The sequence below is a fragment of the Polaribacter sp. 20A6 genome, from assembly GCF_011378915.1.
Taxonomy (GTDB): Bacteria; Bacteroidota; Bacteroidia; order Flavobacteriales; family Flavobacteriaceae; genus Polaribacter; species Polaribacter sejongensis.
Map to the genome: position 1 here is coordinate 549806 of NZ_WTPZ01000004.1, position 16906 is coordinate 566711.

Here is a 16906-nt window from a genome sequence, read left to right on the forward strand (position 1 = left end):
TGAAAATAGATATAACAATGGAAATTATTAGAAACAATTATTGAATTTATCTCAACAAAAAAATTAAATATAATTTGACCCAAACTATAATAACTTATTCAGGTCTTTAGTTTTTGAATAAAAATATAATACCTATTTTTAGATTAAATACCTAATTCTTGAAATAAAGTTATTAATTCACTTTGAGATGGTCGTGGTGCTTTAGCTGATACAATATTTCCCTCTGGGTCTATTAGAATGAAACGTGGTATTCCCTTAATTTGATACCCTTTAATTATACTACTACTCCAAGCGCCTTCTGCAAGTAATTGAACTCCGCTTAATTCTTTATCCGTTACCATTTTTCTCCAAGCTCCTTCCATTTTTTTAATATCAACAGAAATACTTACAAATTCTATATTTTTACCATGGTACTTCTTTTCAACTTCTTTAAGAAAGGGTACTTCTTTTAAACACGGACTGCACCAAGTTGCCCAAATATCGATGTATAAATATTTACCTCTAAAATCGGTTAAAGAGCTTGTTCCTCCAGCGTGATTAATATAATCCGTAAAAATAGGAGACGGTGATCCTTTTGCAAGTTTCTTTAACTCTTTGTATCTTTCTGTAACATTTTCATTGTTTTCTTCTGAATTAGATACCGAAAGAAAAGTATTATAGTAGTCATCTAGATTGTGTATTTCACTCAAATCACTTTTTGCCGCTAATGCTAATAAGTTATTCTTTATGTACTCATTCGGAATTGCTCCAAAAGTTTTTAGTTCAGTAATATGATAATTATCTCCTGTTTCTTCAGAGCTTTTTTTAGCTTTTAATTCAAAATACTCTTTTACCAAACTTTTATAATACCCTCTTTGTTTAAACTCCGCTTCATTAAGGTAATCAACATCTTCTAAATCTTTAAGAAATTCATCTGAAACTCTAAAAGTATCAAGTGTACCAGTAACTTGCCCGTGTAAATACTCATATCTTACTAAATACAACAGATAATAATTAATCAATTCCTGTCGCTCAAATTGAACAAACTCTTTAGGCATATCCGGAAAGCTATCTAGATACGTTAAAAGATTATCTCTAACCATAATCCCTTTGGCTTTAAATGCTGAAGGTTCTAAGGTTTTATATGCAGTAAAACTCATACCTCTTAATGAGTCTATACGTTTCCCTTTGGTCATTAAATAATTAGATGGATTAAGCATTGGACCTGTTAATTCGGCAGTATCAACCATGTTTTTTTCATCAAACGTTAGGTTATATTCACCACCATTAGTTAAATACATATTTACCCTGTTAATCCCTGTTCCCTCAAATCTGTAGGTTCCAAATCCAGTAGTTATTGTATCTACTACAAAAGTACCGTCTTTGGATATATTTGCAGAAAACAAACCTTCACCATCGCGATTTCTAAGCTTAAACTGCTCTGTTGTTGGATTTAAAACTTTACCTTTCAGTATGATATAATCCTTATTAGATTTTGATTCACAAGATGTTAAACCGAATACGATTACTAGAATTAATAATATTTTATTCATGCTTTTTTTAAAGTTTCAACGTGTTTAATAAATTAATTAAATCAGGACTTGAAGGTCTTGGCGCATGTGCATCAACAATATTACCTTTTGGGTCTAGTAAAATAAATCTAGGGATTCCATTTATTTGATATTCTGAAACAAATTCACTACTCCAATTCTTATCTGCAATTAATTGAATTCCTCCCATCTTTTTATTTGTGACCATTTTTTTCCATTTCTCAAAATGTTTTTCAGTATCAATAGAAAGACTAACAAAATGAATCTTTTTATTCTTATAGTCTTCTTCAATTTCTTTTAAAAATGGTACTTCAGCCAAACAAGGTGCACACCATGTTGCCCAAACATCTATATATACATATTTCCCTTCTAAATCACTTAAAGATGTTTTTCCGCCTGCATGGTTTATATAATCTGTAAATTCAGGAGAAGGTTTTCCTTTAGCTATTTTTATAAGGTTATTATACTTTTTTGTAACCTTTTCGGTTTTAGAGTTAGCTATTGATAAGTAATATTCATAATATTCCTCGATCTCCTTAGTTTCGCTTATACCAAAAAATGCAGCAGTGCTTATCAAATTATTTTTTATAAATTCATTTGGCACCTTATTATAAACTTTAAGTTTCGCTAAACTTTTATCAATGTTTTCTTGTGCTATTAATGCGTCAATTTCTTTTTGATAATACCATTTTACTAATTTTTTATACGGATAAGACATCTTGTAATCTTCTTCATTCAAAAAATCAAACTCTTCTAATTCATCATAAAAACCTGGTGATACATTAAAATTATTATTTTTTGAATATACTCGATGAGAATTCTCGTAATTAATTAATTTATAAAGGCGATTATACTTTAATTCTTTACGTCTAAATTCAAGAAAATCTTTTGTAGTATTCGGAAAACTATCTAAGTATTTAGACAAGCTTTCTTCCACCTTTTTAGATTTAATTTTAAAATCAGTTTCTGATAATAAAAAATATTCTGTGGTATTTCCTATTAAAGAATAATATCGTTCATTTTTTGTAAGCATAAAATTTGAAGCTTCTGAATCTTTACCTGTTAATTTACCCGAACTTCTAAAATTTTCAGCATCAATTGTAAGGTTAAAATCACCTCCATTAGGTAAATATAAATCGACTCTTTGCCTTGGGTTATGAAGAAAATAAAAACCGGTTCCAGAAGTTATAGTGTCTAAAAATGTACCATCCTCTTCTAAAGTAATTTTTTTATTTTCAGAACCTTCTCCTATTTTTGTTAAACGAAATTCACGCGATTTTGTGTTTAGTATTTTCCCTGAAAATAATATGTAATCTTTTTTGGGAGTACTATTACAAGACGACAAAAGTGTGGAAACTAATAAAACTAATAATATTTTTTTCATTGTTTAATATTGTTATAAGCAAGCATTTATTGATGATTAATAACAGAATAATAGGTCTGTTACCTATGCTTAGACTGAGTTATTTTTTAGTAGGTAGTTTTAATGGAGGCTAAATAAATTAACCTCCCATTATGTTTTTATAAATAGCATTACTTTTAACTCTCTTGAAGTATCTTTTGATATTGCAATGTAATTATCAAAAGCATTTTAAAAATTAAAAATTTTTATTCTTATTTTGTTATTTCAGACGTATGCCATCTAAACAAAAAGTAGGTGAATAAATCATATTACCAAAATCATCTACATAAGAAGATGAAATTTTAAATAAAACTTTATCTACCTCTCCTAAAGAACTTAAATCTACTTTAGTCCAATCTTCTAAAACAAAATTATATGTTGGGTTTATTAAATCTACATTTGCTCTAGTTGCTAAGTAAAATTCAACATTACCTGTAGTACTTCCGTTTAGAGAACCTTCAATATTTAATTTAATATATCCTGCGCTTAAATCTGCATAAGCTGTTTCGTATGCTTCTTCTGCTTCTTCATCTGTACTACCGTTGTTTAAGGCAGTTGTTTTTGCTGTTTCTCCTGCTTTACGCTTCTCTAGTATTTCATGACCAGATAATCTAACCGCATTTACTCCGCTAGGAGAAGGTAGTAAAAACCTACCGTACCTAGTTGATGATGGGTTTGGGTTTTTTATGTTTCTTACTGCAGTTCCATCTATAAGATAAGCTTGTGAATCGCTATCAAAAGTACCAGAATATACAGAACCATAACTTGCCATTAAATAATTATAACTTGTATTAGCTACTAATACATGACTAACAATTGCAGGCTCATTAAGTGTAAAAAAAGCATCATCTCCGGCAGCATGACCTACTAAATAATTTTCAGTTCTATTTGGTGTTACTGTACTTACACTAAAAGCAGTAGAATCTATAGACTGTTGAGTTTCTGCAACTGTAAGACCTCCAGCTGGAGCAAAATCTGGACTTAAATTCCAAGGGTAAGATCTTTGACTTTTATTAGATAATGCAAATCCGCTATAAGTGCTACCTCCTGTATTACTTACATTAACAGTAACAATTCCAGATTTAGAATCTCCAGATGTAAATGGAGAATCGGAAATTTTATAGGTAAACCTTCCTAATTCTAATTCATTAAAGGTAATATCGTTTGGATATGGTATTTTAAGTTCTAGTTCGTCATCACAAGAGTGTAAAGTGAATAACCCAAAAACTGCAGCTGTGATACAAATATATTTGTTGATAAATTTCATGTGATTTTTATTTTAAATTACTATAAATCAATATTTTGAGTCATAAGTTTATTGAATTCCATTTCTTCTTCTGGAATAGGGTAACATAACTTGTTTTTATCAAGAATTTTTCCATTTTTTATAGCTACAATCCAAGGTTCTCCTGCTGTTTTAAAACGCAATGAAGCATAATATTCACTTCCATTTTCTAAGAAGGTTTCAAGAAAATACTCTTTAAAAATTGTATCCATTAATTCTTGTTGAGAATTAACTGTTAAGCTAGGTAAAACAGGGTTTGTACGCTTAGAACGCATTAGGTTAATTGGTGCAATAGCTTCTGCTGTAGAAGCTCCTGTTCTAGCCAATAATTCAGATTTCATTATATATAACTCTGGATATCTAAAGTAATAGGTATTGTATTTTTCGTCTCCTTCTAAGACTCCATCATATTGTGCTAATCTAACAACCTTAGTCCAAGTATAATACCTATTGGTATCCCATGAAGCTGGTGAGTGCACGTCACCTGTTACAATATCCCATCGCGGGTCTGCCTTAAACCAATCACTTCCAAAATTCAATTTAGCCGTTATTTGATCTTCGTCACGTGGCAACTTATCAGCATATCTTGTAGTAATATTATTTGAGTAATAATAACTTTTATAGGTTCTGTTGCCCTCTTCTAAATATCTTGAAAATAAATTTTCTTCAGAGTCCCAAGAATCTTTATATACTTTAGCTAAATCGTCTTGCATAGAAAAACCTGACACACTTGTATTAAGTACTTCATTTACTAAACCAAGTGATTCTTGTAAATCTGATGCATTATCATTCATGCCTCCTCTGTAAAGTAAAATTTTTGCTTTTAAAACTTTTGCAAATTCTTTTGATACATATCTACTACTTTTAAATGATCCTAAATTAGCAATTGCATAATCTAAATCTTCAAAGATTTTATCATAGCTTTCTCCAACGCTTATTCTTGCTTTTTCTATATTTCCAAGATTAACAACTTGATCTCTATATAATAATCCATTAGGGTTATCATAATCATCAGACCACCAATGTCCGTAATTCCATAATAAATTAATATTTATCCATGCTCTTAAACATCTTGCTTGACCTAATAGAGAATTTCGTTCTTCTTCACTTGGTACCTGAGCGTCAGATAAGTTTGAAATTCCTTCTATAGCAAAATTTGCAGAATTAAGACTTTTGTAAAAGTAACTCCATCGGTAGCGAATACTACTTGTTGTTTCATTTCCTTCTGCATATTCCATATTATATTCTGCAGAACGCCATTTAATAAAACCAGAACGTGAAGCTAAATCTGTATAATATTGCCCTGACCATTGATCACTATCTATAAATGTTTCATAAACGCCACCTACAGCTGCTTCTGCTTTACTAAAATTAGTGACACCATTTTCTTCGTTTAAAGAAAAGCTAGGTTCTCTTTCTAAGTAATCCGAACAAGAACTTAATGCTACTAAAAGAATAAATAATGGTATGTATATATATTTTTTCATGTGTTGTTTTTTTATTGAAGTTTAATCTTAATACCTAAATTATAAATTTGTGCAGATGGGTAAGTACTAGCATCAATTGCCATCCCTGAACCAATTCTAGAATTTGTCCAGTTACCTTGTGGGTCAAATCCTGGGTATTTAGTAATTGTAAATAGATTGGTAGCTTGAAAAGTTAAATCTACACCACTTATTAGCATTTTTTCAAAATATTTATTAGGTAATTTATATGTTATATTCAGAGCATTTAACCTTAGATAAGAAGCATCATGTAAATAAAAATCTGAAAACTTATTGTTTCCGCCAATTAACGTTTGCGCTAATCTTGGATAAGAAGCATCATAAGGGTTTACTAGAATAGTACTTTGCCCTGCAACAATATTACTTTGGTTAAAATCGCCAACATAACCTATGTTTAACCTTGGTAAATCCCATAGTCTACTATGACCATAAGCATACGTAAAAGCAGCATTAACCATAAAGTTTTTAAAACGGTAGGTTAGTCCAAATCCACCAGTTCCTTTTGGAATAGATGAGCCTAAGTTAACTCTATCATCATTTGTAATTTTTCCATCTCCATTTTGATCAATATAGATCATATCTCCAATAGTCTCTTGAGAGTTGTTTAAAAAAGTTGGCTGACCTGTTGCCGTTCTACCTTGCATTGCAATAGCATCTTCATCTGTAACAAAGAATCTACCAGCAGTTTGTAATCCGTACCATTGTCCCGTTTCCTCACCTTCTACCAATTTTATAAAGGGCGCATAGCTACCAGGAAATAATAGCTCTTCAAGATCTCCGTTAATTTTAACTACTTTGGTCTTATTGTTTGAAAAGTTAAAATTAAAAGTTAGACGGTGGTTATCTGAACGTAAAATATCGTACTTAATATCAAATTCAAAACCATTATTTTTAACGGATGCTACATTTGACGTAATACTTGTAAAAGCAGCACTTGACGCCAAAGGTGTTTTATATATTAATTTGCTACTATTTTTTGTATAAACACCTACAGAACCATAAACTCTGTCATCAAGTAATCCAAAATCTAATCCTAAATCAAACATTTTTGTTTCTTCCCATTGTAAATCTGGATTTCCGATAGAACTAGGCTGTATAGCCGGACTTTCATTATATTGTACAGATCCAACTTGTGTTATCCAATCATAATTTCCTAAATTTTGAGATCCTGTTATACCTAAAGAAGTTCTAAGTTTTAAATAAGACACATATTTTTTAACACTTTCTCCTTTCATAAATTTTTCGCTAGAGATTAACCAAGCAGCAGCACCAGAAGGAAAAAGTCCCCAACGTTTATCTGCTCCAAAACGAGATGAACCATCACGACGAATAGTACCAGAAATAATATAGCGATCATCAAATTTATAATGTAATCTTGCAAATTGTGATATTAATGCATTTTCTGTTTGCGTCTCATTTATAGAGTTAATTGAAGCTGCAGATCCAAAATTATTAAGCACATCATCATCTGGAAAATTAGAAGCTTTTATATAATGATATCTAGAAATATAATTCTCCATTGAATGACCAATTAAAGCACGTAAATCATGTTTTTTATTGATTAATTTAGCGTAAGTTAAAGTGTTTTCCCAAATATTAAAAGAAGATTTAGTATTGTACCATGTTCTAGTACCAGTGGTATTTTGAGCAGTTCCGGCACGGTCATAACTTAAGTTTTCACTATCTGTATAATTGTTAGTGAAAGATGTTTTAAACTTAAAATCATTTAAAATATTTATATCTAAAAAAGCTGTACCATTAAAAGTAATTCCTTTTCCAGATCTTGTGTTTTGTAGGGTAGTATATGGATTTTCTGTAAATAAATCTCTTGTAAACAAGCTTCCATCTTCTTCATAAACAGGAATATCTGGTCTAACCTTTTGTATAACACTAAGCATATAATCTTTATTATCAGATTTACGAGAACTTCCATTTAGGTTAAGTCCAAATTTTAAATTTTCACTAATTTTAGTATCGAAATTCATTCTACCTCCATACAACTCGCTTTGCCCCGATTTTACAACACCTTCCATATCACTATAATTAAAAGAAGCAAAATAGGTTGTTTCTTCAGACCCTCCACGAACAGAAAAATCATGTTGTACCACCACTGGATTCTGAGTCATTTCTTTTTGCCAATTAGTGTTTCCATCATAATAAGCGCCATCTAGCGTTACAAGATCAGATTTATCATACTCGCTATTATTTAGGTTATAAAATGCTTGAAGATCTAAATAACGTTCAGCAGAATTAGTAAACGAATCCATCGTTAATACCATTTCTCTAGCTGCAGCACCAGAAAAGTTTATATAATCTTCAGATTCAAAATATTGATATCCATTAAAATCCATAACCTGCACACCTACTCTAGAAGATACTTCAAAAAGAGGTTTCATTCCTATTTTACCTTTTTTAGTGGTTACTATTACAACTCCATTAGCAGCTCTAGAACCATATACTGCTGTAGCAGAAGCATCTTTAAGAATATCTATACTTTGTACATCATTTAAATTTAAATTATACAAAGTATTTGCAACATCACCAGAAGTTGTAGATGAATATTGTGGTACACCATCAATAACCCATAAAGGTTGGTTATCTCCAGAAAGTGACGATGCCCCTCTAATAACCACACTAATGGGAGAAGTAGGTGAAGCAGATTGTATTTGAACATTTACACCAGGACTTTTACCTTGCAATAAACTTTCGACGCTAGCTCCCATAGGTGCATTCTCTATTTCTTTTGCACTAATTCTAGATATTACTCCTGTTGCATCTTTTACTTTAGATGTTCCATACCCAATTACCACAACTTCATCTAAGCCAGATAAACTTGGTCTCATTTTTATATTTAAAATTGTTTTGTCGCCAACCACAACTTCTTGATTTTCAAAACCAATATAACTAAATACTAAAATTTTATCTTTAGAGGAACTACCTAAATTAAGTGAATAATTTCCATTAAAATCTGTTGAAGTTCCATTTTTAGTCTTTTTTTCATAAACACTAACCATAGGAAGAGGCTCACCACTCTCATCTACTACAGTACCACTTATTATTATTTGCTGAATTGCTTTCACAGTTTTAGAAATACGAACAACTTCAGTTGGCTTTTCTTTTATAACTATAGTTTCGTCTTCAGAAAACTCACAACTAAAACTTCCTTTTGATAAGGCTTTCTTTAAAAGATTATTCGCTCTAATGATTCCTTTTTCTAATTTTATTTTGGGATAATTCTTAAACAAATCTGCTCTATAAATAAAACTATGATTTGTATGACTTTTAATAATTTCAAATACTTCATCTACTGAGACTGTTTTGTTTGATTCAATTGTAATTTTTTCATTCTGTGAAAAACCACTTTTAGGAGTGAAACTAAAAAGAGTGGTACAGAAAAGTAAAAAGAATGTTTTCATAATGATAGGTAGAAATCTTTTCTTAAATAAGAAAAGTATTTTTGTAAAATTATTTTTCATAAATTTGCATTTGGTTAGTTGTTAATTAATTAATCACGATTCTTAGGGATATAACTAGCTGTGAGAGGTTTTGTTTTTATCCCTTTTTTTATTTTATTGTCAAAATTCTATTTTTAATACTATATTTTACATTGGTTGTAGTTTTAATTGATTCTAATATTCTATATATTGATTGTTGTTTTCTTAAAACACCTGTAAAAAGAATTTCTTCGCTTTCTTTTTTTGTAAATTCTACATCTAAATCATACCAACGAGATAAAACTTTTAAGATCTCTTTTAAAGGTTTATTTTTAAAACTAAACATTCCATTTACCCATGCAATTTCATCATCTGCCTTTACTTCATATACTTTTATAAAGTCTGATGAGTTTGAAATTTTTGATTGTTGACCTGGTATTAGAGTTTTGTTGTTATTTTTATTGTTAACATTTACAGAACCTTCTAATAAAGTTGTTAAAATATCGGTTTCATCTCGGTAAGCTTTTACATTAAATTCAGTTCCTAAAACAGTAATCGTTTGGTTGTTTGTTTTTAAAACAAAGGCATCTCCATTATGTTTAGTACTTTTAGAGACATCAAAATAAGCTTCTCCATAAAGTAATTCAACTTCTCTAGGTTTTCCTTTTTTAAAGTTTACAGGATATTTTAATTTACTTTCAGAATTTAACCAAACGATTGTATTGTCTGATAATTCTATAGAAAACAAACCTCCTCTAGGAATTGTTAAGTAATTATAAATAGTTTCTTTAGTTTTTGTTTTATGTTTTGTATTAAGTTTTGTTTCGTATACTAAACTTTCTCCATTACTATGAATTGTTTTATTATTATATCCTTTTCCATTTTGTAGAGCAATATTAGATCCATCGTCTAAAGTTAATGTTGCTTTTATTTCTCCAATTGAAACAGTCTCATTTATAACAGGGTTTGTTTTTTGTGTTAAAAGGTATCCAGATACAATTAAAACAGCAATAACTGCCGCATATCTAGATATCTTTTTCAAATACAATGGCAATACTTTTGCCGATTTCTTTTTATTTATATCAGTTTCAATTTTATCCCAAGAAGAGGTTATAATATCGTTTTTTACTGATTTTAACTGTTCTACAGAAAAATTCAACATTACATATTCATTAAACACATCTCTGTTTCCTTCATCTAACCAAGCTGCAAGTTCATTCGCTTCAGTTTCTGAAATATTATTATCAAAATAACTTATAATTATTTTCTCTATCCTTTTATTCACAATGTTTTCTTATTTCTATTAGTAATACGCTAACCTTTTCTATAATGCCTATAAAAAATTAATGTTTTTTTAACTTTTCTTTAAATTTTTAATGATATCTCATTAAAATATCTAAATTTGCTCGCACACTTTAACATGGCAGACAAGCAGAAAATAGTAGATTTAGTTCTTGGACTAAAAAAAGGAGACCAACTTTCTTTTAAGGTTTTACATGATCTATATTATAAAAGCTTGTATATATATATTAACAATTTTACTAAAAATGAATTTGAAACTGAAGATATTTTACAAGAAACTTTTATAAAAATTTGGAATTATAGAGAAAAACTAAGTGAATTAGATTCTTTTAAAGGCTATTTATTTAAAACAGCCTATTATACTTATATTGATAAGTACCGTAAAGATAAGCGAAATCAAAACGTATTAGACGGTTGGAAACATCAACGTCTTATGGAAACCATTGATGAAGATGACGAAATAAATCTCTTGAGAGTAAAAAAACTAAGAGAGACCATCGACAAATTACCTAACAGATGTAAAAAAGTATTTATTCTCTGTAAGTTTGAAAACCTCACGCATGCTCAAATAGCTGAACATCTAGAAATTTCTCCTAAAACGGTTCAAGCACAAATGTCTAAGGCATACAATATAATTAGAGAGAGTTTTAATGATAAAGGTACTTTAACGCTATTTCTTAATTTTTTTAAATCAATTAAAACTAAAATTGTCTACTAGTTTTTCTTAATAAGAATTCTTCGATAAAATAATCTTCTAAATGTTAATTTCTCCTGATAAATTAATATTTTATTTTAGATACTCCCACTTCTTTTACAGTCTAGCTATAAAGCAATTAAACTAAAAACCAATTCCTTACCATTTCAATTTCTATAGGATTTACTGTTTTATGGGTGTATTCATTTTTTACAGAATCATACCTATAATCTTTAGACCAATCCGTTATATTTTTAGCTAATTCTTTTAACGAATTACAAATAAATTCTAATTCCTGATTTGTAATGGTTGGATGAATGGATAAACGAATCCAACCAGGTTTTTGTGTATTGCAACCATGTAAAATCTCATCTTTTATTCTATTTGATGTTTCTTGATTTACATTTAATAAAAAATGCCCATACGTTCCTGCACAGGAACATCCACCTCTTGTTTGAATTCCGAATCTATCATTTAGTAACTTAACAACTAAATTAAAATGATATTTTTCAAAATAAAAAGAAAATATACTTAAACGATCTTTATGATTTGGTGCTAATATTTTAATATCAGCAATACTTTCTAAAGTTTTAAAAACAGTCTTGTTAATTTCATCTTCTCTCTTCTTAATGTTTTCAGTCACCATTTTATCCTTTAACTGAATCGAAAGTGCAATCTTTATAACTTGTAAAAAACCAGGTGTTCCACCGTCTTCTCTAGTTTCTACATCATCAAAATAATCATGTTGTCCCCAAGGGTTTGTATAACTCACAGTTCCTCCTCCAGGATTATCGGGCACTACATTCTTATATAATTTTTTATTAAAAACCAACACACCAGAAGTTCCGGGTCCACCTAAAAACTTATGAGGAGAAAAGAAAATAGCATCTAAGTATTCTTCTTCATTTTTTGGATGCATATTTATATCAACATAAGGAGCACAACAAGCAAAGTCTACAAAACACAAACCATTGTATTTATGTATTAATTTTGCCACTTTATGATACTCAGTTTTTATTCCAGTAACATTAGAGCATGCAGTAATTGAAGCTATTTTAAACTGTCTCTTTTCGTGTTTTTTTATACACTTCTCAAAACTTTTTAAACAAACTAAACCCGCATCATCACAAGGCACAACTTCTACATCTGCAATAGTCTCTAACCAAGATGTTTGGTTAGAGTGATGTTCCATATGACTTACAAAAACAATAGGTTTTATTTCTTCTGGAATATTAGTGTATGCTTTTAAGCTTTCTGAAACTTTTAATCCTAAAATTCGTTGAAATTTATTTACAACACCTGTCATTCCAGATCCATCAGTAATTAAAACATCATTAGCACTTGCATTAACATGTTTTTTTATAATGTTTCTAGCTTCATGATATGCTAACGTCATTGATGCCCCAGATGTTGATGTTTCTGTATGTGTATTTGCAACAAAAGGTCCAAAATTATTCAATAATTTTTCTTCAATCGGAAGATACAATCTTCCACTTGCTGTCCAATCAGAATATACTAACTTTTGTTCTCCATAAGGAGATATAAAAGTCTGATTAACACCAACGATATTCTTTCTAAATTGATCAAAATATTTTTCTAAACTCATTTTATGCATACTAAATTATATTAAAAATGTTTTCTTGTAAAAGCATTGCTTTAAGATCTCTATCAAAATAATGCTAAAAATTAATCAACTAAATAAAAATGTTACTTCTTAAAATTACTAATACCTTCTTTTAACCAATTAGAATAAGTATCTATATCTGGCGTATAAGCAACAGGTTTTATTAAGTTTTCTTCTGTATGATCCATTAAGACATACATTGGTTGCGTGTTAGTTTTATATTTTATAGTTTGTAATTCACTCCATTTTTGACCGATATATTTTAATTTTTTACCTGGCTTTAATTTAGAATCTACAATCTCATCTGCATTTAACTTTCTTTTGTCATCTACATACAAAGAAATTAAGACAACATCATTTTTAAGCATTTTTAAAACTTTAGGATTTACCCAAACATTTTGCTCCATTTTTCTACAGTTAACACAAGCGTGACCGGTAAAATCAATCATAACTGGTTTTCTTACTTTCTTAGCATACGCTAAACCTTTATCATAATCATTAAATGCTAAAATATCATTTGGAGCCATTAAATGTGCTCCATCTGGAATATCTGAATGTGAGACTCCACCTCCGCTACCAAGCTGTCTAAACCCAACTCCATATGGAGACTCACTATAATGCTGTGGTGGAGGAAATGCACTTATCAAGTTTAAAGGTGCTCCCCAAAGCCCTGGAATCATGTAAATTGTAAATGAAAGTACAATTAAACCTAAACTTAATCTACCTACCGAAATATGGTTCACAGGAGAATCATGTGGTAGTTGTATTTTTCCAAAAAGGTAGAATGTTAATGCTCCAAAAATAGCGATCCAAATAGCAATAAAGATTTCTCTTTCTAAAAGATGTAATTGTAATACTAAATCTGCATTTGACAAAAATTTAAATGCTAATGCTAATTCTAAAAACCCTAATACAACTTTTACTGTGTTTAACCAACCTCCTGATTTTGGTAATGAATTTAACCAACCTGGAAAAGCTGCAAATAAGGCAAATGGTAAAGCAATTGCCGATGAAAAACCTAACATTCCAATAATTGGTCCAACTTGACTTCCTCCTGCAGCTGCTTCTACCAATAAAGTACCTACAATTGGTCCGGTACAAGAAAACGAAACAATTGCTAACGCTAAAGCCATAAAGAAGATACCAATTAATCCACCTCTATCTGCTTGAGAATCTACTTTATTTGCCCAAGAGTTTGGTAGCATAATTTCAAAGGCACCTAAAAATGAAGCTGCAAAAACTAAAAGTAAAACAAAGAAAATAACGTTAAACCAAACATTTGTAGATAATGCATTTAAAGCATCTGCCCCAAATAATAGACTTACTAAAATACCTAATAAAACATAAATTACAATTATTGATAATCCATAAATAATAGCATTCTTGATACCTGCAGCTTTTGTTTTACTTTGTTTGGTAAAAAAACTAACCGTCATGGGAATCATTGGAAAAACACAAGGTGTTAATAATGCAGCAAATCCAGATAGAAAGGCAATAAAGAAAATTCCCCAAAGACTTTTTTCTGATGATGAATTCTTTTTAATAGAAACCACTGGTTTACCCTCTTTTTTTATGGATTCAGTTATTCCTGTTTTTTTATTAATTGTAAATAACAAATCTACTTCTGTTGGAGGCAAGCATCTAGTATCATCACAAACCATAAACTCAACGGTTCCGTTTACTTCATTCACAGGCTCCGTTAATGTGATTTTTTGTTTGAATACAGCAGAATTCTCAAAAAATTTAATCTCCATATTAAAAATAGGATCATCAATTGTATGGCCTTTCTCTTCGGAAGTGTTTCCTATAAGTTTTAACTTACCATCTTGATCATCGAATGTAAATAAAGTGGGTATTGGGCCGTCTTCAATAACATCTTGAGCATATAAATGCCAACCAGCATCAATAGTTGCTTTAGAAATTAATATATACTCTGTTTCTGAAATTTTCTCAATAGAAGTTTGCCATTTAACTGGTTCGTGTATTTGAGCTGTTAAAAATAAACTAAAAGTTAAGAATAATAGAGTAAGTAAATTTTTCATTTTAATATTTTATGTTGTTACTATTTAATAAAAAGGGTTATTATTTCAAAGAAATAATAACCCTGGCATCTTTTCACTGTTGTAATTAATTCAAGAAGACAAAGCGTACTGAAAAGAATGTTATGTATTTTATTAATAGACGCAACAAAAAGTAAAAACCCTTACTCTATAAAAAAGTAAAAAATATTAACAAACAAAAAAAATCACAAGAAACTAATAATCAATTCATTATGCTATGAGTAAAAAACGTATTATGTAGTAAAAGAGAATAATAACAAAAGTCTCATCACTTTAGTCTGTAAACAAGAGTAAAGTTTATCAAACTGAACTAGTTTGAGCATCTCAGCAACAAAAGCTAAATCTTTATAAGAATTTAGAATAACACCAGATTGACAAAAAAATAAAAAGGATTTGAAAATAAAATAAACCAAAGATATTGACTCCAATATTTACACCAATTTGTCATTTAAACGGATCAAGAATAATTGTTGGGGAGAATCTTATCTTTGAAAAAAAGTAATTAGATTTTGAATCCAGAATTAGCCCGTTATTTATTGCCCGAAGGACTATTAGAATATTTTGATATTGTAGCAGATATTACTACTGATAATCAAACCCACTTCTATTTAGAAGAAAAAAACATACTTCCACAAGAATACCGTTCTGAAATAGCACAATCAAAAGGTTTCTTACCTGAAATAACCATTGAAGATTTCCCACTTTGAGGCAAACCGGTACTACTCCGTATAAAAAGAAGACGTTGGACACTTATTGATACCGGTAAAATCATAAAAAGAGATTGAAATTTAGTAGCTAAAGGCACTCGTATAACTCAGGAGTTTGCCTCTTTTTTAAAAGAACTCTCTTGATAATCATGCTGTGAGCGCTAAGCGCTTTGCAGATTACTACAGAATTAACAGTAAAACATTACAACATCAATACAAAAACCATCTAAGTAATTTCAATTATTGGATTCAAAAAGACAACGCAGAAAATTGGTTACTATACACAAGAATTTAGGTAAATATTTAAGCTTAGATGAGACCTCTCTATCCAATGGTGAGCTTTATACTATTTTAACCAATAAAAAAGCTAACGGTAAAAAAGGAAGTATAATCGCTATCGTAAAGGGTACCAAGGCTCAGGATGTCATTGATGTTTTTCATGAAATTCTAAGAAAAAGACGAAACATGGTTAAAGAAGTTACTGTAGATATAGCCGAAAATATGAATTTAATTGCTAAAATATGTTTCCAGAAAACAGACATTGTAACTGATAGATTTCATGTTCAAAAACTAGCCTCAGAAGCGGTGCAAGAAGAACGTATTCGTTTAAGATGGGAAATCATAGATCAGGAAAATAAAGCCATATCAAAGGCTCAAAAAACAGATAAACACTATCAGCCAGAACTTCTTAGAAACGGAGATACTCATAGACAGTTGCTCGCTAGAAGTAGGTATTTATTATTTAAATCCAAAACTAAGTGGACACCAAGACAAATTGAAAGAGCAGAAATACTATTTCAGTTATATCCAACCATTGAGAAAGCATATAATCTCTCACAGGGATTAAGATATATTTTTGAAACTAATTCAGATAAAAATATAGCTAGATTAAAATTAGCACATTGGTATGATAAGGTAGAAAAATCAGAATTTAAATCCTTCAACACCATAGCTAAATCTATACAAATGCACTATGATGCAATACTAAACTATTTTAATAATAGAAGTACAAATGCTTCTGCTGAATCTTTTAATGCTAAAATAAAGGAATTTAGAACACAATTTAGAGGCGTAAGAGATGTCAAATTCTTCCTCTTTAGACTAACTAAATTATATGCATAATTTTTAACGCTCCCCAGAAATAATGTTTGATCCATTTAAACCTTTCGGGAGGAATCATATAAAGTATATGAGATTCTCAAAGGGTTAGTGCTTATTTGCAGCGACTACACACACTGACATACAAAATCATCATCTTTAGTAAAATCAACCGAGACTATTAATTCCAATGTTTACACCCAGTTTGTCATTTCGACTTTTCGTGAGAAATCACATAAAAGAATGCTAAGTTTTGTGTGATCTAA

At 29.9% G+C, this 16906-nt stretch carries 11 protein-coding genes; 3 read left to right on the plus strand and 8 right to left on the minus strand.

Annotated elements, in window-relative coordinates; translation table 11 throughout:
* Positions 1–143 precede the first annotated feature (143 nt).
* The 6 genes from GQS57_RS12405 to GQS57_RS12430 all read right to left on the minus strand — a co-directional run bounded on the left by GQS57_RS12405 (position 144) and on the right by GQS57_RS12430 (position 10440).
* A complete protein-coding gene (locus GQS57_RS12405) occupies positions 144–1532 on the minus strand; it encodes a TlpA disulfide reductase family protein (RefSeq protein WP_165733161.1) in 1389 nt (462 codons plus the stop codon).
* A 7-nt stretch (positions 1533–1539) separates the two neighbouring features.
* A complete protein-coding gene (locus GQS57_RS12410) occupies positions 1540–2913 on the minus strand; it encodes a TlpA disulfide reductase family protein (RefSeq protein ID WP_165733162.1) in 1374 nt (457 codons plus the stop codon).
* 238 nt (positions 2914–3151) lie between these two features.
* A complete protein-coding gene (locus GQS57_RS12415; RefSeq protein ID WP_165733163.1) occupies positions 3152–4198 on the minus strand; it encodes a DUF4465 domain-containing protein in 1047 nt (348 codons plus the stop codon).
* A 20-nt stretch (positions 4199–4218) separates the two neighbouring features.
* A complete protein-coding gene (locus tag GQS57_RS12420) occupies positions 4219–5703 on the minus strand; it encodes a RagB/SusD family nutrient uptake outer membrane protein (protein WP_165733164.1) in 1485 nt (494 codons plus the stop codon).
* Positions 5704–5714: 11 nt separating this feature from the next.
* On the minus strand, positions 5715–9197 hold the full coding sequence (locus GQS57_RS12425; RefSeq protein ID WP_165733165.1) for a TonB-dependent receptor: 3483 nt from the start codon (positions 9195–9197) through the stop codon (positions 5715–5717).
* A gap of 88 nt (positions 9198–9285) precedes the next feature.
* Positions 9286–10440: a FecR family protein gene (locus GQS57_RS12430; protein ID WP_165733166.1), complete on the minus strand. Its 1155-nt coding sequence runs from the start codon at positions 10438–10440 to the stop codon at positions 9286–9288.
* Between the two features lie 135 nt (positions 10441–10575).
* Here GQS57_RS12430 and GQS57_RS12435 point away from each other — a divergent pair, with 135 nt between their 5' ends.
* Positions 10576–11175 (plus strand): RNA polymerase sigma factor, encoded by a 600-nt coding sequence (locus GQS57_RS12435; protein WP_165733167.1) that lies wholly within the window; start codon positions 10576–10578, stop codon positions 11173–11175.
* A 115-nt stretch (positions 11176–11290) separates the two neighbouring features.
* Here the strand turns inward: GQS57_RS12435 and GQS57_RS12440 are convergent, their stop codons facing one another.
* Positions 11291–12757, minus strand: coding sequence for an aminotransferase class V-fold PLP-dependent enzyme (locus GQS57_RS12440; RefSeq protein ID WP_165733168.1), 1467 nt, complete (start codon positions 12755–12757; stop codon positions 11291–11293).
* A 101-nt stretch (positions 12758–12858) separates the two neighbouring features.
* Positions 12859–14817: a cytochrome c biogenesis protein CcdA gene (locus tag GQS57_RS12445; protein WP_165733169.1), complete on the minus strand. Its 1959-nt coding sequence runs from the start codon at positions 14815–14817 to the stop codon at positions 12859–12861.
* Between the two features lie 527 nt (positions 14818–15344).
* Here GQS57_RS12445 and GQS57_RS19215 point away from each other — a divergent pair.
* Positions 15345–15542: a hypothetical protein gene (locus tag GQS57_RS19215; protein ID WP_368855187.1), complete on the plus strand. Its 198-nt coding sequence runs from the start codon at positions 15345–15347 to the stop codon at positions 15540–15542.
* Between the two features lie 243 nt (positions 15543–15785).
* Positions 15786–16664, plus strand: a complete 879-nt coding sequence (locus GQS57_RS12455; RefSeq protein ID WP_240915474.1) for a transposase — start codon at positions 15786–15788, stop codon at positions 16662–16664.
* Positions 16665–16906: the final 242 nt, after the last annotated feature.